Source organism: Thermogemmatispora tikiterensis, from assembly GCF_003268475.1.
In the GTDB taxonomy this organism is placed as follows: domain Bacteria; phylum Chloroflexota; class Ktedonobacteria; order Ktedonobacterales; family Ktedonobacteraceae; genus Thermogemmatispora; species Thermogemmatispora tikiterensis.
In genome coordinates this window covers 2,304,484-2,323,572 of record NZ_MCIF01000002.1, presented here as the reverse complement: position 1 = coordinate 2,323,572, position 19,089 = coordinate 2,304,484, and the positions used below count along the sequence as shown (strand labels likewise).

The window sequence follows — 19,089 nt, the reverse complement described above, 5'->3', positions numbered from 1 at the left end:
GTGGCCAGCCGCTCCACTCATAGAGGTCTCCTGCCACTCCTGGCATCCTGGCGGCTCGTCAGGTGACCAGGAGTGGGGGAATGGCCTCATCTTGCCGCTCGCTAGCTGCATCGTGGCTGTCTGACCTGCCTGCCGGATCTTTGCTATAATATGAACCGGTTGATCTAACTCTCGCAGTCAGGAGTACCATCGTCAAGATGTCTGATGATTTCAAGGAAGAGGGGTATCCACAGCGGCGTGAGCTGTGGATCACACTGGGCATTGTGGTGCTTGTGATGCTGATCGTCCTGGTTGGTCTCATGGCCTACAGCCACTTACCGCGGGCTGGTGGCAATGGCAGCGATGCGCTAACGGCGCTAACCCCCACACCGGCACAGAACAATCCAGTGGCTTCCATCGAGTTGAATCGGTCCTTCTCCTTTAGCGGGGTGAACCTGACCGTGACTCGGGTTGGCGAGGCAGGCAGCTACTCTGATGATCAAAAGCACCAGAGCAACTATGTCATCCGGGTCTATCTGGACGTTCAAAATCCCGGTGAATCGCCAGTAGGGATCGACTACCAGGCCCTGGCCCGCCTGGTGCTGCCCAACGGCACCCAGATAGCCCCCCAGCTGATTTCCATTCCTCCTGTGATCCTGCCGGGTCAGAAGCAAACGGGCTACCTTGACTTCCCTGTCAATCAGCAACTCGATCTCTCCACGCTTTCACTGCATCTCGGCAAGAAAGCGCAGGTGCTCTTCTCCTGATGCATTTCTCAGACGAATACGAAGACCAGGAACAGGAGCAAGAGGAGCGAGGCAGCGACGAGCTACTCGCCTCAGATGAGCTACGTTTGCCAGAGGGAGCCAGCTTCCTTGTGCGACTACACGCCGTCAGAGCCTGGCTGGCGCGTCGGCAGGAAGAAGCAAAACTGGCCGCGGGCGAGGCGGCTCTGCGCCTGCAAGAACTGGCCCTGGCTCAGGAAGGGGAGTCGCGTCTGCGCCGGCGCCAGCTAGAGCAGCAAGCGCATCTACAGTGCCAGGCCCAGCAGGACCTGGAGGATGCCAACGCTCAGCTCTGGGCCTACACTGAAGCAGCGGCCCTCTTAGAAGAAACAGTTGATCATGTTAGCGGCCAGCGTGTGCTGGTCGAGTACTATCTGGCCCTTAGCGAGCTACTAGAGTGCGAAGCGAGCCGCGCCAGGTCCCTCCAGGGGAGGGAGAGCCTGATCGCTCGCTCGCCCCGGCTCCAGGCTTTGCAAGACGTGCTACAGCGTGTCGAGCAGGTCAGCGTGCCAACGGAAGACGACTGAAAAGGAAGGGACCTGGCCCGGCCAGGTGGAGAGTCGGTGAAGAGGGAGGAGCCTGGGCATAGTGGCCCAATCTAAGGGGCTTGAGGGCCAACGGCCCTGTCAAGGCAAAGAGAGACGAGCATCCCTCACCCTCATGAGTGGTGGTGGGTGAAAGGAGGATGCTCGTCTCTCTTCGTTGGTCCCAAAGCTTCAAGCGAGCCTTCGTCTCCTTCCTTCCGTTGGACCTAAGCGGGGCCGGCGTTCTCAGCCTGCGCGTGCCGGGCGGGTAGCGAACGAGAGAGCAAGCCAGACCCCACCAACGGAAACAGAACAGGACTCAGGCCAGTTCCTCCATCAGCGGCTCTTTGGGCAGGGCGGCCAGCCCTTCCTCCTCGTAGTCGCTGGGTTGCGTATTGTCCTTCCCCGAAGGAACGCCCAGAGCGCGGAAGACTGGCGTCAAGATCAGCGTCAAGACCAGATTGACCAGTAGCGAATAGACCGCGATGTAGGCAGCGATCTTCACGTTGCCGAGAGAGATCGTAAAGACCGAGGAGGCGAAGTTATTGGCCACCGCCATCCAGGTGCCGGTCACCATCCCGCCGACCCAGCCGATGATCATTGCCCAGCGGTGCATCCAGTTGGTATAGAGACCCAGGAAGACCGGAGGCAGCGTCTGAATAATCCAGACACCGCCCAGGAGCTGGAAGTTGATAATATTGGTAGCTGGCACCAGCAGGATAAAGAGCAGGGCACCGAACTTCACCACCAGCGAGACCACCTTCGCCACCGCCGACTCCTCGCGGTCCGAGCAATTCGGGCGGAAGTACTCCTTATAGATATTGCGCGTAAAGAGGTTGGCCGCGGCGATCGACATCACTGCAGCGGGGACCAAAGCGCCGATTGAGATAGCGGCGAAAGCGAAGCCCGCAAACCAATCGGGGAAAGCCCAGCTCATGAGTGAAGGCACGGCCCCATTGGCCTTATAGCTGTGGAAAGCAGGCTGGCTCGTGACTCCCGTGCCGGCGGCAATGGCCATATAGCCGAGCAGAGCCAGCAAGCCCAGCATCAGCGAATAGAGGGGCAGCAACGCCGCATTGCGCTTCACTACCTGGCGACTGCTACTGCTGAGCACGCCTGTCATCGCGTGCGGATAGAGGAAGAGGGCCAGAGCCGAACCGAGGGCCAGCGTCGCGTAAGCCATCTGGGCCTGGGGTGTGGTCAGCAGATCGCGGAAGGTCGTGCCTTGAGCAATGGCGTTCAGATGCTTCGTATGGGCCGCGGCAAAGATATTGCCGAAGCCGCCCAGCTTGATCGGGATCACGATGATCGCCGCAATCATCACCGTAAAGATCATCAGATCTTTGACCAGAGCGATCATCGCAGGCGCGCGCAAGCCACTGGTATAGGTGTAGGCAGCCAGAATGAGGAAAGCGATAATCAAAGCGGCCTCAACCGGAACACCCATCTGAGCGATCGAGACCTCGATACCGAACATCTGGAGGGCGATGTAGGGCATCGTTGCCAGGATGCCGGTGAAGGCGACCACCAGAGCGAGGGTGCTGCTCCCGAAACGGTCGCGGACAAAGTCCGAAGCAGTGATGTAGCCGTGCTTCCTGGCGACGCTCCAGAAGCGTGGCATCAGCAAATAGACGAGGGGATAAGCTATAATCGTGTAGGGAACAGCAAAGAAGCCGGTTGCCCCGCTGTTGAACATCAGGCCCGGCACAGCAACGAAGGTGTAGGCTGTATAGAGGTCGCCGCCCAGCAGGAACCAGGTGATCACGGTGCCAAAGCGTCGACCCGCTAGCCCCCACTCATTCAACAGGCTTAGATCACCGCGGCGCCAGCGAGCGGCGACGAAGCCCAGCACGGTGACAAGAATGAAAAATACAATGAAGACGCTTAAAGCAACGACATTGACCATTGCAGTCTTTCCTTTCTCGGCAGGCATTGCATCACGGTGCAATGCGGCAATCCGTTGCGCAGATGCTCGAACAACGCTGTTCTCAGGGCCGCTTGCTTTGCTGGCTCAGGCTTTCAACCAGTAAACAATGGCAGTGACCAGCGCGCCGAGAATGGTCCAGAGCAGCTGGTACCAGTAGAAAAATGGGATGCCGATGAACTCCGGCTGATAGGAGTTGTAGAGAAAGGGCAGCAGGGTAGCAATAAAGGGGATGATGAGCAGGAGAAGAGGCCAGCGTCTCTTCTCGGTACGGGTAACCATAAGCTGTCACTCCTTTGAAACAGGTGGTACGATCCCCGCGGCACGTTGGGAGACGGTTGGATGGAAAAACCTGGTATGGTCGGCCCGGCCCGGCCCGGTATCGCACGATAGCAAAAGCCAGCGCACAGGCATGAGGCAATGGATCAAGGAATCTCCACCTCACCGGCTGGCTCGTTTGCTCGCTCGCTGTTGGCCCTTTGCCGAGACCATCCCTGCGTGCGCCCTTGCACGCGGCAGGCCCGATTAGGCTGAATTGGCGTGTCTCTCAGTCTGTACTGTTGCTGGACCCGGCAACCGACACGCGCAGTGCTGACTGGTATGCTATAATCGTACGCAATAAAGGTCGAAAAGTCAACCCGCCCTTGAAACTAGTCATTCGGACAACCGTGTCTTATGTCCTTCCCTCACTTCTCTCCCAGGCCAAAGCAGACTGGTATGATTGGAGCAACAGGGAGCATTCCCCGCCGGTGCAGAAGTATAATAATATAAAGGTAGCACTACTAGATGGTATGCCAATCTGTTAAGCTCTTCCTGGATATACGTCATATGTAATAAAAAGGATATAAAAAGAAGAAAGGCAGATTGTCAGCTCATGAACGAAGCGCAGACGAAAGAGAGCGCGTGGGATGTGGAGGAGCGGGAGCTGCGGGGGGCGGCGCTGCCGGAAGGCTCGATCATCCTCGGCGGGCGCTATCGTCTGATCCGCCTGCTGCATGAGCGTCCGCGTGTCCATCTCTACCTTGCCAGGCGTCTCTCGGGCAGGAGGGAGCGCATCCAGTACAGTGAGGAGCCGGAGCCGCTGGTAGCGGTGCGCGAGCTGTTGCTTGGTGGACTGAGTGCTCGTGAGCGCATGCAGATCGAACGTGCGGCCTATGAAGAATTTGCCTCCTTCACGCTGCTGGCCTCACCGCGTCTGCCCGAGGCAGGGGATCGACTGCGGGTAGAAGGGGATCGGCACTATCTGGTCCAGCAGCTGATTGGTTTGCGGCAGGCACGTGAACTGGAGGTCATGACCCTGGCTGACCTGCTGCTGGCCGATGGGCACTGGCCGGCCTGGCTTGATCTGGAAATTGCGCTCTCCTGGAGTATTCAGCTCGCCCGTCTGGTGGCGCGCCTGCATCGCCTTGGCTGTGTCCTGGGGGACCTCGATCCCGCCACCGTGCTGATCGACGCTGAGGGGCGAGCCCCCTGGTCGCCGACGCTGCTCGTCTCCTGGCCGCCGCCACCGGTCTTCTGGCAAGCGACTGTAGGCACACCGCAGCTAGCGGTCGAGCATTACCGCCAGCTCTTTCCGTTGCCTGCGCCCTCGGCGGCCAACCCATTCGTGGCCCCCGAGGTCTTTTCAGGCCAGTGTGATGAGCGCTCCGATGTTTATTCGCTGGGGGCGCTCCTCTACCTGCTTTGCACCCACTACGCTCCCATTACCGCGACTCATCGCCAGTTAGCTGAGATCCTCGATTGCGAAGAGATGGGGGCTGAAGTTCCTGATCCCCTGGAGCCATTGCCCGTGCCCGAGGGTCTGGCGCTGGTGCCTCCGCATTTGCTGAATGTTCATCTCCCGCTCGCCATAGAGGATATCCTCTTACGGGCTTTGGCCCTGGACCCTGAGCAGCGCTATCCCTCAGCCTTTGCCCTGGTAGAAGAGCTGGAGGCCCTGGATCTGCGCCGCCTGGGGATCTTGCGCTATCGGCCAGGCATCCTGGCCCGTTGCTTAAGCAAGCTCTCTGCCTTCCTGCGGCGCTGCATCGGAGCTGATGGCCTTGTCTAGTCAACATGCTGCCGCCTGGCTCCTGATCTCCCATGTGCCCGGCTCTGCTCAGGACCATCAGCGTACTGGCCAGGCAAGTGCTGGCCATGATGGCCACTGTCTTTCTTCGGAGTGGAGGGGTCTTGTCGCTCTTCCCGGCTCCCTCTAGCCTGGTCTGTCGCCTCTCCTTGCTCCCGGGATCTGCTCCTCACTGCCAGCCCTGGTTGCCGCTCCTTCTCGCCATTCGTAGGGCTGATCAGACTGACCAGCAGCACAGCAGGACCTCTGAGAGGCTGCTTGTCTGCCGAAATGTCAGGCTCTGACCCAGAGTGATGGGGAAAGAATGGTATGATAGAGGAGAGATCAGAAAGGCTCTGGTCTCGCCCTAGTAGCGCCGACTGCTTCTCCACAGCAGATGAGCAAAGGAGAGGATACAGCGATCATGAGCATGGTGCGCCTGAGACGCAGCGAACTGTCGACGCCGGCCAGCAATGTGCGCATGCTGCAAAAGGCGGCAGCCAGTCAGGCCGATCTTGTCATGCTGGATCTAGAGGATTCCGTTTCCCCCGCCGAGAAAGAGAAAGCGCGGGGGCAGGCCATTGAAGCCCTGCGCTCACTGGACTGGGGAAACAAGACCCGTGCGGTGCGCATCAACGATCTTGAAAGCGAATATGCCTATCGTGACATTGTGGCGCTCGTCGAAGAGGCGGGGGAACACCTTGACATCCTGATTGTCCCTAAAGTCAAGCGGGCGCGTGATGTCTGGTGGGTTGATCGCTTGCTGACCCAGATCGAGAAGCGTTGCAAGCTGGCAAAGCCCATTGGACTGGAGGTTTTGATTGAGGAGACCGAAGCCCTGATCAATGTTGAAAAGATCGCCCGGGCCAGTAAACGTCTGGAGGCCCTCATCTTTGGCCCTGCCGACTATGCGGCTTCCCAGGGCATCGATCTCAAGTACATCGGCAACGATCTGGATGCCTACCCTGGTGACCTCTGGCACTATGCACGCAACAAAATTGTCGTGGCGGCACGGGCAGCGGGCATCGAGGCCATTGACGGCCCCTACATCGATATTCGCAATCTCGATGGCTACCGACGCGAGTGCCTCCGGGCCAGCGTATTGGGCTTCAGCGGCAAGTGGGCTATTCATCCTGAGCAGATTCCCATTGCCAACGAGGTCTTCGCGCCCGCGCCTGAGCAAGTGGCCCAGGCGCGTCGGCTGGTGGCTCTCTACGAAGAAGCCCAGCGCCACGGGCAGGGTGCTATCGAAGTCGAAGGCCGCATGATCGACGTGGCCGTTATTCGCAACGCGCGGCAGCTCATTGCCCGCGCCGATCTGCTGAGCATCTAATCCGCCCAATGGCAGGCGCGGCCTGGCGGGCCAGGCCAGCAAGCAAGATAGCCAGCGTGACAACCGTCTGGAGAAGGACCTGGGAAGGGTGAGCCGACGCCTGCCTGTCTGCCTCCGCTCCTCTGCTCTCCTGATCAGTCTGGCCGCCTGCCAGAGACTGGCGGATCGGCCTAGACACTGGTTCCGTCGCGCCCGTGCTCGATCCGGGTGCGGATCTGGCGTTGCAGCTCCTCATCCAGGGCGCGCGTAGGTACCAGCACGCGCCTCCGGTACGACAGAACCTTTTCCCCACGCTGGTTGTAGGCTACTGTCTCGACGGTCACAATGCCGCGGTCCGGCTTACTGCTCGAGAGCCGCTTATCGAGTACGCGCGACTCGGCATAAATCGTATCGCCGTGAAAGGTCGGGGCCAGATGCTTGACCTCCTCAAATTCCAGATTAGCGATGGCTTTCCCACTCACATCGGGCACCGACATGCCGAGCACAATGCTAAAGACCAGGGCCCCCACGACCAGGCGTTGCTTATGCTGCGTGTGCGCGGCATAATTGGCATCGATATGCAGGGGATTATGATTCATCGTCAACATGCAAAACAGCATATCGTCGTACTCGGTGATTGTGCGCCCCGGCCAATGCTTATAGACATCCCCAACTGCGAAATCTTCATAGCAGCGACCGAACGACATGGTCTTCTCTCCTTCTCCAAGCAAGCTAGCTAGCTAAGACGGTTGCTCGTCAAGCGCGTACCGCTGAAGGAGCTGGCGGGCGATAATCAGCCGCTGGATCTCGCTCGTTCCCTCGCCGATCAGCATAAAAGGAGCATCGCGATAATAGCGCTCGACGTTGAACTCCTTGACGTAGCCAAAGCCGCCGTGGATGCGCAGCGCTTCCAACGTCACTCGCTGGCACATCTCGGTGGCGAAGAGCTTCGCCATCCCGGTTTCGAGATCGCAGCGCCCGCCGGCGTCCTTCTTGCGGGCTGCCTCATGGAGCAGCAGCCGGGCGGCCTCGATCTCCGTGTACATATCGGCGAGCTTAAGCTGGATGGCCTGATGTTCAGCGATCGGCTGACCGAAGGTGCGACGTTGCTGAGCATAGCGGATGGCATCTTCAAAGGCGGCGCGAGCCAGGCCCACAGCGCGAGCGGCCACATTGAGCCGTCCGATCTCCAGACCGCTCATGGCCTGCTTGAAGCCCTGGCCCTCGACGCCACCAAGCAGATTAGCCGCTGGTACGCGCACCTCCTCAAAGACCAGCTCAGCCGTATCCACTCCCTTGTAGCCTAACTTCGCAAAGGTGCGGCCCACGTGGAGGCCCGGTGTCTCCTTCTCGACCAGAAAGAGGCTCATGCCGCGGTAGGGTGGCTGAGCCTGGGGATCAGTGCGCGCCAGCACTGCCAGAATCCTGGCGTGAACTCCGTTTGTCACCCAGAGTTTGGCCCCATTGAGTAGGTAAGATTCGCCATCGCGCAGCGCTGTCATACGAATGGCCTGCACATCGCTACCAGCCTCGGCCTCTGAGAGACAGAGAGCGCCTCGACGTCGGCCCTCGGCCATCACTGGCAGAAAGCGCTGACGTTGCTCTGCTGTACCGTACTGAGTAATCAAAGCAGCGACCAGGATGTGCGTATTGACTATGCCGGCCAGACTCATCCAGCCGCGGGCCAGCTCCTCGATGAGCTGGACATAGGTCAGCAAGTCCAGCCCCAGACCACCATAGCTCTCGGGGATAGTGGCGGCGAAAAGACCGAGGTGGCGCAGCTCTTCGACCAGCTCGCTCGGATAACGGTCCTCATGTTCCAGCTGCTGAGCAGCTGGGAGTACGGCGCGCTCCACAAAGCGTCTGATCTCGGCGACCAGCAGACGCCGCTCCTCATCGGCGTGTGATGGCATCTCCATTGATGAGCCTCCTTTGCTTGCTGCACGACAGTCTCGCCCAATAGAGTGGCTCCGCCTGGCAGCCGAGCCAGAGCCCGTGCTCTCTGGGGGACGGTGACAAGCCGGCCAGATGGACGGTAGCAGTAGCCGGCGTCGGCGCTAGGAGCGCGGGGGTTCTTGCTTGCGGAGCCGCTTATCAGCGTGTTGTAAGAGAAAAAGCTTAAAAGCTCGCGCTGTGGCAGAGAGATTTTTATCCTTCAAATGCACGATTCGCCACTGGCGAATGATTGGAAAGCCCTCGACATCGAGAATAACCAGGCGCCCTGTCTCCAGCTCCATATCGATGGCGACCCGTGAGATCAGGGCAATTCCCAGGCCGGCGGCCACGCCCTGCTTAATAGCGCTGTTATTGCCCACCTGCATAGCCACCTTCAGTGGCACCCCGGCCTCCTGGAAAAGGCCCTCCAGCGCTGCGCGCGTGCCCGAACCGACCTCGCGCAGCAGAAAGGTCTCGCGTGTCACCTCCTCGAATGGGACCTTACTGTGTCCCGCAAGGCGATGTGTCGGTGCGGCCACCAGCACCAGCTCGTTAAAGGCAAAAGGCTCGATAACTACCGGAATATCGTCGGGAACTCGTCCAACCACCGCAATATCGATACGGTTGTTGGCCAGAGCGTCCACTACCGCGGCCCGATTGAGCACATTCAAGGTAATCTCGACCTCGGGATACATCTGGTGAAACTTGCCGAGCAGGCGCGGGATAACATAGGAGCCGACGGTAGTATCGGCGGCCACGCTGAGCCGTCCATAGTGGGGGCTGCGCAGCGACTCGATGACCTCCAGGGCCTCCTCGATAACTGAGAAAATCTTCTGGCTGTAGAGATATAGCTCCTCGCCGGCCTGCGTTAGATGGGTCTTGCGCCCGATCTGGTCGAAGAGCTTAACGCCCAGACTCTCCTCGAGCTGGCGAATCTGTGCGGAGACAGCGGGCTGGCTAAAATGGAGTTCTTCAGCGGCACGGACAAAGCTACAGTGTTTGGCGACCACCTGGAACGTTGCAAGCTGATGCAGATTGAGCGTGCGCATGGGGTCTCCTGGCAAGGGAATGGGAATCGACAGTATATGCGTCAGACGTAGAAAGCACAGTGGCCCAGATGCTTGCTCTTTGTCATCTATTTATATTTATTATCTTAGAAGAAACGGGCTAGCCTCGACAAGCCAGCGAAGAACGGCAGCGCGCTCTTGAAGAGAGCACCTGGCAGGCTGTCGCGGAGAAGGCCCCAGGGCGGGGCGGACCCGGACTTGATTTGACCTTGCGTCTGGCACTGCCCTCAGTATACCATGAGGGAGAGGAAGGCTGCAGAGGAGCAGCGAGCAGTTCTGCTTGGGTATGGATCAGTGCCTGCTGACCGGCGAGCGGATACGCGGGAGCGATGGCCAACCAGTCAGTGGGAGTGGCCAGAGTAAGTCAAGGAGCCAGAGTATGAACAGTGAGAACGAGGAGCAGGTTCGCGAGCGGGCTGTAGAGGAAGTGGGCGAGGAGCGCTCTGTCAGCCTCGAAAGGAGGGGGAGTCTGACGCGCCCGCTAGAGGGACAAGTTTGGAGCGAGGAGCTGCCGTCCGGGAATCCTCCCCAGGGGACAGTGGTGATCACCATCGCCCGTCAGCTTGGCAGTGGTGGCAGCGAAGTAGGGCGCCTGGTGGCCCGCCGTATGGGGCTGCGTTATCTGGATCGCCAGATTATTACTGAGGTGGCCCGTCGCCTGGGCGTGGATGTCCGCGAAGCCAGGCGCCTCGATGAATATACCGCAGGTGTCGCTGCTCAGATCCTTGAGGCCGTGCGTGCCAGCCAGCCATTCACCCTCAACTATGCTGGTCTGCTTGGCCAGGCCAGTCGTCCCCTGCAGCAGTATGATGAGGTGGCCTATCTGCACCTGACTCAGAAAGTCATTTTGGAAATGGCCACACAGGGAAACGTCGTCATCGTGGGCCGTGGCTCCCAGTTTTTGCTGCAAGACACTCCACGCACGCTCCATGTTGCTGTGTTTGCCCCGCTGACCCAGCGCATCGCTCGCGTCATGAGTACGCTTCATATTGATCAGCGCCGGGCGCGGGAGCTAATCGAGCAACGTGACTATGAGTATGCTGCTTACCTGCGCCGCTACTATGGGAGCGACGGCCAGCAGCCAGGCCTCTACCACTTGCTGATCAATACAGGCCTCTTCTCCTTCGAGCAAGCCGCTGACCTTATCTGTCAAGCCCTCTCGGCTGTCAGCCGCGGTCCAGAGGCCGACCTGTCCTCCCCTCAGCAGTGAGCGATTGGACAGCCGGCGCTGCCCTGTGATATACTGTAGCGAAAGCAGGCAGGTCACAGGTCTTTTTCTTCTGTGCCGTGGAGCAATCAGTCTGCCTGCCTGCGGGCGGCGGTGGTATGGCGGAGCGAGCCTGACAGATGGCAGGAAGGCGCTTCCGCCTGGGGAGGGAGCGTTGTGCGAACCACAAGCTATGACTGCCTATAGAGCAAAACCTGTTCTTCATCAGATGAAAGGGGGTAGCGCTTATGCCACGTAAGGGTGAGCTGTCCAAGACAGCGCGCGCATCGCTAGCCAATCGTGAAGAGGTCAATCATCTGACCAGCCGCATTTGTGCGAAGTGCGGTGAGCCGATCATGCTGAAGGAGCTGCAGCCGGTGAAGGTGATCGGCAAGGGCATGGTATACTATCACAAGAGTCACTATAGCATCCAGCAGTAGGAGCGTTATCGGCGGGGAGCGTACTCAGAGCGAGCAGGCCGGGAGTGCTCAAGGAGGTGCTCACAGGCAAGTAGGGCTTGAGCTACTTTGGCCCTGCTAGATATGGCCCGCCAGCGCCCCCGCCCGCCCAGCTCAGGCAAGCGGTTTTGGCCTTCTTTGCTCTGGGACGGTGGCGCGACGTAGCGACGGCGCTGAGTATGTGTCTTCGCCTGAGAGGGTGTTGAGCCAATGACATGGAAACGTGCACGTGTGTTATTCTTCCGGGCCTTGTTGCTGCGCTGCCCGGTTTGTGGTGAGGGTAGGCTCTACTGTGGGCTGTTTAAGACCTATGAGCGCTGTCCTGCCTGCAATTTCGAGTACGAGCGTGAGCCTGGCTACTATACCGGAGCTATGGCTGTTAACCTGGTGCTGAGTGAACTGCTCATTACCGCGATCACTCTCCCACTGGCGGTCAACACCAGTGTCCCCTTCATTCCCCTGCTCATCTGGGGCATGACGATGCCTATCATCTTCCCCCTCATCTTCTATCGGCACACGAAAAGCTTCTGGATGGCCTTTGACCATCTCCTTCATCCAGTAACCAACGAGCGCATCTTTTTCCCTGAGTAGAGGAACGCCAGTGCCAGTGCCAACGGTGGTAGGAGGGGGCGGTAGTAGGGAGCAGGTGCAGAGACCGTCTGGTGCCCTGGCCGAGGGTGGTTCTACCTTGCTCCATGCCGATGGGAGCTATCTGACCGCCTGGCCCGGCGTCCTTGCCTCGCTTGATGCTGATCTGTCTCTGCCAGTGTCAATCTTTCCTCTTGACAGTGGAAACAAGAATTGGGACAATCGAGAGCAACTATACAGGTGAGGAGTAAGGTATCTTTGATGGTACAATCGCTAGAGCATGAGCAGGATCGTCCGCCGTTGGAGGAGCCGGCTCCTCCCGCCGCGCGAACGGCCTCGGTCGCCAGGGAAGGGCAGGAGGGGCCAGCCACGACTGACGCCAGGGAGAACGGGGGCCTCACCATTCGTGTGGCTTTTCAGGGAGAGCGAGGTGCCTTTGGCGATGAAGCGGTGCGGGCCTACTTTGGCCCTGTCAGCGAGCCGCAGCCCTATCGCAGTTTTGCGGACGTCTTTCACGCCGTTGCCGCTGGCGCGGTCGACTATGGCCTGGTGCCGGTAGAAAATTCGCAGGCTGGCAGTATCAATGAGGTCTATGATCTGCTGCGTCAGTACGATCTCTTTATCATTGGTGAGATCAGCCTGCCGGTGAACCACTGCCTGCTTTGTTTACCCGGGCAGCAGCTCAGCGATATCAAGCGTGTGATCTCCCATCCGCAGGCTCTGGCCCAGAGCGAGGCCTTTCTGCGCGAGCTGGGGGTGGAGGTTGTTGCGAGCTATGATACTGCTGGTAGCGCTAAAATGATTCGTGAGCAGAATCTGCGTGGAGTGGCTGCTGTTGCTGGAGCAGCGGCAGCAGAGCTATATGGCCTGCAGATTCTAGCCGAAGGCATCCAAACCATCAAGGATAACCACACGCGCTTCATCGCTCTGGGGCGTGATCCGGCGCCACGACGTGAAGGCCCGGCCAAGACAATGATTGTCATGGCGACGCCGCATCAGCCTGGGGCGCTCTATCGCTGTCTGGGCGTGCTGGCTGAACGGGGCATCAACCTGCTCAAGCTGGAATCGCGTCCCTCGCGCCAGCGCGTCTGGGAGTATGTCTTCTATCTCGACTTCGAGGGGCACCGCGACGATCCAGCCGTGCGCAGTGCCCTGGCCGATCTGGCGCAGTATACTACCTTTTGCAAAGTCCTCGGCTCCTTCCCACGCCGCATTTAGTCGACTCACGCTGGAGGCCTGGCAAGAAAGAGGGCCATGCCAGAGCCAGACCAGAGCCAGAAGAGAGCAAGATAGACGGCAGTGCAGAGAGCCTGGCGGGGCACAGCGCAGCGTATTCTTGCTGAGTTTTCCTCGCCTCAGTGTCCCGCTGTGCCCCACTCTGCTTCAGAGTGCTCCAGCTCCGTGCCCCTTCCTCTCACGTATTCCCCTCCCCGGCTCTTGAGAACCAACGCAACGGCTTAGCGGAAAGGTTGTCGTGAGCGAGCAGGGGAGACATGGCTCGCCAGCCGACCGCTTGAAGGCGACCAGCGCGGCAGAAGAAGCAACGGGTGAAGACTTAGCGCTTGATCTTCAGCGTATTCAGGAAGTTCTCCGCCAGCAACTGGTAGGCCGACGATTCGTACTCTTCAACGCGTCCTGCATCGCAAAGAGCGGCGACCTGGGGATCAATCGGCAGTTGGGCAAGCAGCGGGGCTCCGGTGATAGCGACCAGCTCGGCACCCTGACTGGGGCCGAAGATCTCGTAGCGCTCGCCCGAGGGAGTTTCGAAGTAGGCCATATTTTCAACCACGCCGATGATGGTGCCCTTCAGGTGGCGCACCATATTAATGCACTTCTTGACCACCATTGTCGCCAGCAGCTGTGGTGAGGAGACGATGACCACGCCGTCGGGGACGACGGCCTGCATCACCGTCAGCGGCGCATCGGAGGTCCCGGGCGGCAAATCGACCAGCAAGAAATCGAGCTGGTCCCATTCGACATCGCTGTAGAATTGCTGGATCGCCTTGGCCACCATTGGCCCGCGCCAGATTACCGGGTCGCTCTCCTCTCCCAGGAACATGTTCATCGAGATAACCTTAATGCCACCGCGACTCTCGACCGGACGAATGCGGTTATCGGGCAGCATCGTCGGTTTAGCGCTCAGGCCGAACATGCGCGCCATACTTGGCCCGGTGATATCGGCATCGAGCACGCCGACTCGATAGCCCTGACGCCGCAGAGAAACCGCGAGCAGCCCGGTGACGAGCGACTTGCCAACACCCCCTTTGCCGCTCATCACGGCAATCACATGCTTGATCTTGCGCCCGCTCCCAGAAGCCATTGTCAGCGGAATGCCCCGTCCAACGGGCGCCTTTTTGGGCGCGACCGAAACTGGCTCGCCCTTGATAGCGGCGTTAAGGTCTTTGAGCAATAAGTCCAGCTTCTCTGGAGGCAGACGGTGAGTGCGTGCTCCCCCAGCGATGCTCTCACGGGAGCCGACCGCGCACGCCGTGCAAGGCAACCCGTGCCCGTGGAAGACCTTCACAGTCTCCGGGTGCTTGGTTACCACATCATGAATAACCATATCGGCAGTAATAAGCTCCGCCATATCAGCTGATACCCCGTCCTCTCGCCGACCCGTCCCTGTCAGCCGAGAGCGGACAGGTCGACGTTGGTGTTTCTCTTTTGTGCCTATGTCGGTTGAGCAAAGTGGCTCGCGCACTTAATTCCGACTTGTGCACTAAGTATTATAGCACAGGGAAGCTGGCTCTGGCTATGCTCTCCTCCCGGAGGGAGGAGGACCTCAGCCCGTCCGAGCCTGTTGTACCCTGCCAGAGCCTGTACCCTGGTGGGATGGAGCTGGAGTAAAAAAGCAAACGAAGTCATGAGAAGAGAGCCTTCTTGTGGCATTGCGCGCCCAAAGACTGTATGCTATCATGGCCGCGAAGGCTCCAGTCGAGCGTACGTTGGCAGCCTGGTTGGTGAACGAGTTCTCTGATCAAAGAAAGGGCCGGGCGCTTGGTGCCGGTGCTTGCTGATAGAGCTGAGCTGTCTGGTGCCCTCGCTCACGACAACGCACGACTACTTGCTTACTCATTTGAGTACGACCGTTACCTGTCCCGCCACCTATGACCAGGAGAGGAATGACCTATGTCGACGGATGAGACACTGTATTTGAAGCAAGTATCGAGCTTTGCTGAACTTCCCGATGATGATCTCCGCGAGCTCATGGCGGTCGCCAAGAAGCGAATCTTTCGTCCCGGCGAAGTTATCTTCCATCGCGATGATCCGGGGCAGGTACTGTACATTATCAAGGAGGGCAAAGTCAAGATTGCGATCAACAGCCCGGATGGCCAGGAGATCTCCCTGGTCATCTTTGGGAAAGGCGAATATTTCGGAGAATTTGCCCTCCTGGACGGCTTGCCGCGCTCGGCGGATGCGGTGGCTCTGGAGCGTGTCGAGTGCTATACCCTGCAGCGCGACGACTTTCACCGCGCCATCCTCAAGAATCCGCGGATTGCCATTCATATGTTGGAGTCACTCTCGCGGCGCCTGCGCAACACCGATAGGATGATTGAGGACCTCATCTTCCTTGATGTGCCAGGGCGAGTGGCCAAGAAGCTGCTCGAACTGGCTGAGCTGCATGGGGTGCCCACCGAGAACGGCGTGCGTATTGACATTCGACTTACTCAGCAGGATCTGGCTGCGATGGTTGGGGCTTCGCGCGAGAGTGTCAATAAGGTGCTTGGCTATTTTTCCGCCAAGGGGTATATCTCGACTGGTCATCATCGGATTACGCTCCGGCGGCCAGCTGAACTGAAAGAGCGCATTTATTAGCAGACGAGTAGAGAGTGCTGGCTGGCCGGTGCCTATCGTAAAGTTCGTTAGATCTCGTCTTGTCTAATCTCCCTCCTTTCTGTTCTGTCCGTGTCTGGGCCTGGCTGCTGGGGCCGACTGATCGGCCTGGGCAGTCAAGGAAGATTTTGTCTCCTTGCCGGCTGAAGACCAACAAAGGCGGGGGAAGAGGCTGAGTCAGGTGAGCCAAGGAGACAGGGCTGAGATAGAAGGCGGACTTCCTGCCAGGTCTGTTACTCCCTTTCCCCACTACTCGTCTTCACACAAAGGTCAGGGTAGTCGCCCTGCAGGATTGTGCAGTTGAAAGGCAGCGAAGGGAGCGTTTGACCATTGAACGAAGCGTTGACCGATCAAAGAGAACAATCGCAGCCGGTCGAGCAAAACGCGACATTGGTCAGCGGCGGGGTGGAGGAGGTGGCGGCCAAGAGGACGGTGACATTCTGGGCTCGTCTTGGGGCCTTGCTGCAGGCCCTGCGTCCGCGCCAGTGGACCAAGAATCTGGCTGTCTTTGTGGGCATTCTCTTTGCGAAGCGTCTTTTGGAAGTGACTCCGCTGATCCATGCTCTGCTCGCCTTTATAGCGTTCTGCCTTGTCTCCAGCTTTATTTATTTGTTGAATGATCTACTTGATCTAGAGAGCGACCGGTGTCATCCTCGTAAACGCAATCGTCCCCTGGCCTCGGGTCGTCTACCAATCTCCTGGGCCTGGGTGGCCATGGGGAGCCTCGTTGGGGGGGGGCGACGCTGCTCACACTGGCTATTTTTGCCATTCCGCTAGGAGGCCAACATCTCCCTTATAGCTCCCTTGGTGGCGGTGATTTGCTCTTCGCCCTTGTGCTAACAACCTACGTGGTCCTCATGGTGCTCTACAGTGTGCGTCTCAAGCACGTCGTATTGCTAGATGTATTTATTATAGCAAGCGGTTTCTTGCTACGTATTCTGGCAGGAGCTGTAGTCATCTCAGTCGTCATCTCTCCCTGGCTTTATCTAGTAACTATTCTGCTCTCGCTGTTTCTGGCTCTCAACAAGCGGCGGCATGAGCTTGTATTGTTGCAGGGCGAGGCCAGTGCTCATCGGCAGATCCTCAAGGAATACAGTCTGCCCCTGCTGGACCAGATGATCACCATTACGGCTGCTGGGACGGTCATGGCCTATAGCCTCTATACCTTCCAGGGTCCAACGGGAGATCATCATCTCATGGTCACGATCCCCCTGGTGCTCTATGGGCTTTTCCGCTATCTCTATCTGGTCTATATGCGCATGGAAGGGGGTAGCCCCGAGGAGGTGCTGTTGCGTGATCGCCCCACTCTGGCGGCAGTCGGGCTCTGTGCTGCAGTAATCTTTGTGGTGCTTTACGTGCTCCCGTCCTAGCAAGTGGAGGATCATCGGCCTATGTTGACTGCGAGCCGGCTTCGGACTGTGCGCACAGGCATAGTCTTTTCTCTGGTGCTGGCGTTTATCGTTCTGGTGGCGATAGGTCTCTATGCGGACTTCCCGCGCATGTTGAGCGCGCTAGCGAGCTTCCGCTGGTCCTTCCTGCCCTTGATTCTCTCTTTGACGCTCTTTAATTACTGTTTCCGCTTTGTCAAGTGGCAGTATTATCTCCAGCGTTTACAGATTCGCCTGCCGCGCCTGACTAGCTTTCTGATCTTTCTATCGGGGCTGTCGATGGCCATCACGCCGGGCAAGGTGGGAGAGCTCCTGAAGTCCTATCTTCTCAAGCGTGCGACGGGAGAACCAATCAGCCGGACGGCTCCGATCATTATGGCCGAGCGGCTTTCAGATGGGCTGGCGATGCTCCTCCTGGCTGCCACGGGTCTGATTTTCTATCGCTTTGGCTGGGAAGTGCTGCTGACTCTTCTTGTGGTGGGCTTAGGAATCATTTTGCTGATCCAGCGTCGTACCCTCTCTTTGAGGGTACTCGCGGTTGGCGAGCGGCTACCTCTGTTGGCGCGCCTGACGCAGCCGCTGCGTGCTTTCTATGAGAGCGCCTATACATTGCTCCGCTGGCGGCCTCTGTTGTTGGCCATTGCTATTGGCTTTCTCTCCTGGTCGGGGGAGTGTCTTGCACTCTATTTTGTCTTTCTCGGCCTGGGAGTGCCAGCCTCGCCTGACCTCTTGCTCAAGGCCACCTTTATTTTGGCGGTCTCCTCCCTGGTCGGTTCAGCCTCTGGCCTGCCGGGTGGTCTAGGCACCGCCGATGGTAGCCTGCTTGGTCTGATCCGCCTGCTGGTTTCCTCCTCCTCTGTCCTTGGTGGCACGGCAACTCTGCTGATTCGCTTCTGTACGCTGTGGTTTGGCCTGGCGCTCGGTGTTATCGCCTTGCTTGTTTTGCGTCTTACTCAATATAAGAAACTTTTCGTGCCAGAGGCTTATGAGGAAGGAAAGGTGTATTTATCGACAGCTGCAGATTCTGAAGCAATGTTATCTGAAGCCGATGGAAGCTACAATCTATCCCGGGCATCGGTACCTCTAAGCAACGGAGAGTGAGCAATCGATGATGAAGACCTTAATTATCATTCCTACCTACAACGAGAAAGACAACCTGCGTCCCCTGATTGGGGAGATCTTTCGCTATGCGCCAGCGACGAATGTGCTGATTGTGGACGACCATTCACCTGATGGTACAGGAGAGCTGGCTGATGAGCTGGCCAAAGAGGATACGCGGGTGCATGTGCTGCATCGTCCAGGAAAGCTCGGACTGGGCACAGCCTATATCACAGGCTTCAAATATGCCCTGGAACATGGCTATGATGCCGCTTTCGAGATGGATGCGGACTTTTCGCATGACCCGCGCTATCTGCCTGACTTTCTGCGTTTAATTGAGGAGGCCGATCTGGTGATTGGCTCGCGCTATATCACTGGAGGGGCCACACCCAATTGGCCTTTCTTGCGACGCTTGATTAGTGGTGGCGGCAATATTTTTGCGCGTACCGTGCTGGGTCTGCCAGTGCGCGACTGTACAGCTGGCTACCGCTGTTACCGTCGTGAGGTCCTCGAAAGCATCGATCTCGACTCGATTCGCTCGCGTGGCTATGCCTTCCAGGTCGAGCTGGTCTATCGGGTCTGGCGCCAGGGGTTTCGCATTGTTGAGACGCCGATTGTCTTTGTTGATCGGCGGGTGGGCCAGTCCAAGATGTCGAAGGCCATCGTCTTGGAGGGCTTTCTCTTTGTCCTACGTACTCGATTTGGCCGCAAGCCACAGCTGCCGTCACCGGTACGGCGTGAGGCCGTTCTGGTGGGGGAAACCGTCGGAAAGGAGGGACCCGAGCGGGTGCCTGAGACCTCCCATTAATCTGGCGGGTCTGCTGTGAGGTAACTCGCTATGGCTCTCTGCAGGCGGCCCTGCGAAGGCTTGGAAGGACAGAGAGCGGGCCAGCCGAGCGCTGCTGAAGTGGCTGAACAGTTTGCCTTGCTGGTGGCGGGTGTG

The 19,089-nt window shown here is 58.6% G+C and carries 19 protein-coding genes; 13 read left to right on the top strand and 6 right to left on the bottom strand.

Annotated features, from left to right (window positions below):
- Nucleotides 1-197 precede the first annotated feature (197 nt).
- Both A4R35_RS09380 and A4R35_RS09375 read left to right on the top strand, forming a co-directional pair.
- On the top strand, nt 198-746 hold the full coding sequence (locus A4R35_RS09380) for a hypothetical protein (protein ID WP_112428717.1): 549 nt from the start codon (nt 198-200) through the stop codon (nt 744-746).
- Entirely contained in the window at nt 746-1,291 is a 546-nt protein-coding gene (locus A4R35_RS09375) for a hypothetical protein (protein WP_112428715.1), read from the top strand. Before A4R35_RS09380 ends, A4R35_RS09375 begins: the two co-directional genes overlap by 1 nt.
- 316 nt (nt 1,292-1,607) lie before the next feature.
- Here the strand turns inward: A4R35_RS09375 and mctP are convergent, their stop codons facing one another.
- The gene (gene mctP, locus A4R35_RS09370; RefSeq protein WP_112428713.1) at nt 1,608-3,194 is read right to left on the bottom strand and encodes a monocarboxylate uptake permease MctP; all 1,587 of its coding nucleotides are present in this window, start codon (nt 3,192-3,194) and stop codon (nt 1,608-1,610) included.
- 105 nt (nt 3,195-3,299) lie between these two features.
- Nucleotides 3,300-3,494, bottom strand: coding sequence for a DUF3311 domain-containing protein (locus A4R35_RS09365; protein ID WP_112428711.1), 195 nt, complete (start codon nt 3,492-3,494; stop codon nt 3,300-3,302).
- A gap of 592 nt (nt 3,495-4,086) precedes the next feature.
- Here A4R35_RS09365 and A4R35_RS09360 point away from each other — a divergent pair.
- Nucleotides 4,087-5,262, top strand: a complete 1,176-nt coding sequence (locus A4R35_RS09360; RefSeq protein WP_112428709.1) for a protein kinase family protein — start codon at nt 4,087-4,089, stop codon at nt 5,260-5,262.
- A 421-nt stretch (nt 5,263-5,683) separates the two neighbouring features.
- Nucleotides 5,684-6,592, top strand: a complete 909-nt coding sequence (locus A4R35_RS09355; RefSeq protein WP_189361579.1) for an HpcH/HpaI aldolase/citrate lyase family protein — start codon at nt 5,684-5,686, stop codon at nt 6,590-6,592.
- Between the two features lie 170 nt (nt 6,593-6,762).
- Here A4R35_RS09355 and A4R35_RS09350 read toward each other — a convergent pair whose 3' ends face one another.
- The 3 genes from A4R35_RS09350 to A4R35_RS09340 all read right to left on the bottom strand — a co-directional run bounded on the left by A4R35_RS09350 (nt 6,763) and on the right by A4R35_RS09340 (nt 9,555).
- Nucleotides 6,763-7,278: a MaoC family dehydratase gene (locus tag A4R35_RS09350; protein ID WP_112428707.1), complete on the bottom strand. Its 516-nt coding sequence runs from the start codon at nt 7,276-7,278 to the stop codon at nt 6,763-6,765.
- A 33-nt stretch (nt 7,279-7,311) separates the two neighbouring features.
- A complete protein-coding gene (locus tag A4R35_RS09345; RefSeq protein ID WP_223258267.1) occupies nt 7,312-8,490 on the bottom strand; it encodes an acyl-CoA dehydrogenase family protein in 1,179 nt (392 codons plus the stop codon).
- Between the two features lie 138 nt (nt 8,491-8,628).
- A complete protein-coding gene (locus A4R35_RS09340) occupies nt 8,629-9,555 on the bottom strand; it encodes a LysR family transcriptional regulator (RefSeq protein WP_112428705.1) in 927 nt (308 codons plus the stop codon).
- Nucleotides 9,556-9,952: 397 nt separating this feature from the next.
- Between A4R35_RS09340 and A4R35_RS09335 the strand changes: the two genes are divergently transcribed.
- The 4 genes from A4R35_RS09335 (at nt 9,953) to pheA (ending at nt 13,044) form a co-directional block, all read left to right on the top strand.
- Nucleotides 9,953-10,783, top strand: a complete 831-nt coding sequence (locus A4R35_RS09335) for a cytidylate kinase-like family protein (protein ID WP_189361578.1) — start codon at nt 9,953-9,955, stop codon at nt 10,781-10,783.
- A gap of 245 nt (nt 10,784-11,028) precedes the next feature.
- Entirely contained in the window at nt 11,029-11,220 is a 192-nt protein-coding gene (locus tag A4R35_RS09330; RefSeq protein WP_112428701.1) for a hypothetical protein, read from the top strand.
- 228 nt (nt 11,221-11,448) lie between these two features.
- Nucleotides 11,449-11,829, top strand: a complete 381-nt coding sequence (locus A4R35_RS09325) for a DUF983 domain-containing protein (RefSeq protein ID WP_112428699.1) — start codon at nt 11,449-11,451, stop codon at nt 11,827-11,829.
- A gap of 258 nt (nt 11,830-12,087) precedes the next feature.
- Nucleotides 12,088-13,044: a prephenate dehydratase gene (gene pheA / locus A4R35_RS09320; RefSeq protein ID WP_112428697.1), complete on the top strand. Its 957-nt coding sequence runs from the start codon at nt 12,088-12,090 to the stop codon at nt 13,042-13,044.
- Nucleotides 13,045-13,381: 337 nt separating this feature from the next.
- Here the strand turns inward: pheA and A4R35_RS09315 are convergent, their stop codons facing one another.
- Nucleotides 13,382-14,413 carry a P-loop NTPase gene (locus A4R35_RS09315; RefSeq protein ID WP_112428695.1) on the bottom strand — a complete coding sequence of 344 codons (1,032 nt, stop codon included), beginning with the start codon at nt 14,411-14,413 and terminating at the stop codon, nt 13,382-13,384.
- A gap of 542 nt (nt 14,414-14,955) precedes the next feature.
- Between A4R35_RS09315 and A4R35_RS09310 the strand changes: the two genes are divergently transcribed.
- The 5 genes from A4R35_RS09310 to A4R35_RS09290 all read left to right on the top strand — a co-directional run bounded on the left by A4R35_RS09310 (nt 14,956) and on the right by A4R35_RS09290 (nt 18,954).
- Nucleotides 14,956-15,642 carry a Crp/Fnr family transcriptional regulator gene (locus A4R35_RS09310; protein ID WP_112428693.1) on the top strand — a complete coding sequence of 229 codons (687 nt, stop codon included), beginning with the start codon at nt 14,956-14,958 and terminating at the stop codon, nt 15,640-15,642.
- 348 nt (nt 15,643-15,990) lie between these two features.
- Nucleotides 15,991-16,437 carry a UbiA family prenyltransferase gene (locus A4R35_RS09305; protein WP_112428691.1) on the top strand — a complete coding sequence of 149 codons (447 nt, stop codon included), beginning with the start codon at nt 15,991-15,993 and terminating at the stop codon, nt 16,435-16,437.
- A gap of 41 nt (nt 16,438-16,478) precedes the next feature.
- Entirely contained in the window at nt 16,479-17,030 is a 552-nt protein-coding gene (locus A4R35_RS09300; protein ID WP_112428689.1) for a UbiA prenyltransferase family protein, read from the top strand.
- 21 nt (nt 17,031-17,051) lie between these two features.
- Complete coding sequence (locus A4R35_RS09295) at nt 17,052-18,149, top strand: lysylphosphatidylglycerol synthase transmembrane domain-containing protein (protein ID WP_112428687.1); 1,098 nt, start codon at nt 17,052-17,054, stop codon at nt 18,147-18,149.
- A 10-nt stretch (nt 18,150-18,159) separates the two neighbouring features.
- Nucleotides 18,160-18,954, top strand: a complete 795-nt coding sequence (locus tag A4R35_RS09290) for a polyprenol monophosphomannose synthase (RefSeq protein WP_112428685.1) — start codon at nt 18,160-18,162, stop codon at nt 18,952-18,954.
- The last annotated feature ends 135 nt before the right edge of the window (nt 18,955-19,089 follow it).

What these genes read in the sequence shown, in the direction of transcription:
- A4R35_RS09380 (WP_112428717.1), top strand. Translation starts at nt 198, where the DNA reads ATGTCTGATGATTTCAAGGAAGAGGGGTATCCACAGCGGCGTGAGCTG.
- A4R35_RS09375 (WP_112428715.1), top strand. Translation starts at nt 746, where the DNA reads ATGCATTTCTCAGACGAATACGAAGACCAGGAACAGGAGCAAGAGGAG.
- mctP (WP_112428713.1), bottom strand. Translation starts at nt 3,194, where the DNA reads ATGGTCAATGTCGTTGCTTTAAGCGTCTTCATTGTATTTTTCATTCTT.
- A4R35_RS09365 (WP_112428711.1), bottom strand. Translation starts at nt 3,494, where the DNA reads ATGGTTACCCGTACCGAGAAGAGACGCTGGCCTCTTCTCCTGCTCATC.
- A4R35_RS09360 (WP_112428709.1), top strand. Translation starts at nt 4,087, where the DNA reads ATGAACGAAGCGCAGACGAAAGAGAGCGCGTGGGATGTGGAGGAGCGG.
- A4R35_RS09355 (WP_189361579.1), top strand. Translation starts at nt 5,684, where the DNA reads ATGAGCATGGTGCGCCTGAGACGCAGCGAACTGTCGACGCCGGCCAGC.
- A4R35_RS09350 (WP_112428707.1), bottom strand. Translation starts at nt 7,278, where the DNA reads ATGTCGTTCGGTCGCTGCTATGAAGATTTCGCAGTTGGGGATGTCTAT.
- A4R35_RS09345 (WP_223258267.1), bottom strand. Translation starts at nt 8,490, where the DNA reads ATGGAGATGCCATCACACGCCGATGAGGAGCGGCGTCTGCTGGTCGCC.
- A4R35_RS09340 (WP_112428705.1), bottom strand. Translation starts at nt 9,555, where the DNA reads ATGCGCACGCTCAATCTGCATCAGCTTGCAACGTTCCAGGTGGTCGCC.
- A4R35_RS09335 (WP_189361578.1), top strand. Translation starts at nt 9,953, where the DNA reads ATGAACAGTGAGAACGAGGAGCAGGTTCGCGAGCGGGCTGTAGAGGAA.
- A4R35_RS09330 (WP_112428701.1), top strand. Translation starts at nt 11,029, where the DNA reads ATGCCACGTAAGGGTGAGCTGTCCAAGACAGCGCGCGCATCGCTAGCC.
- A4R35_RS09325 (WP_112428699.1), top strand. Translation starts at nt 11,449, where the DNA reads ATGACATGGAAACGTGCACGTGTGTTATTCTTCCGGGCCTTGTTGCTG.
- pheA (WP_112428697.1), top strand. Translation starts at nt 12,088, where the DNA reads ATGGTACAATCGCTAGAGCATGAGCAGGATCGTCCGCCGTTGGAGGAG.
- A4R35_RS09315 (WP_112428695.1), bottom strand. Translation starts at nt 14,413, where the DNA reads ATGGCGGAGCTTATTACTGCCGATATGGTTATTCATGATGTGGTAACC.
- A4R35_RS09310 (WP_112428693.1), top strand. Translation starts at nt 14,956, where the DNA reads ATGTCGACGGATGAGACACTGTATTTGAAGCAAGTATCGAGCTTTGCT.
- A4R35_RS09295 (WP_112428687.1), top strand. Translation starts at nt 17,052, where the DNA reads ATGTTGACTGCGAGCCGGCTTCGGACTGTGCGCACAGGCATAGTCTTT.
- A4R35_RS09290 (WP_112428685.1), top strand. Translation starts at nt 18,160, where the DNA reads ATGAAGACCTTAATTATCATTCCTACCTACAACGAGAAAGACAACCTG.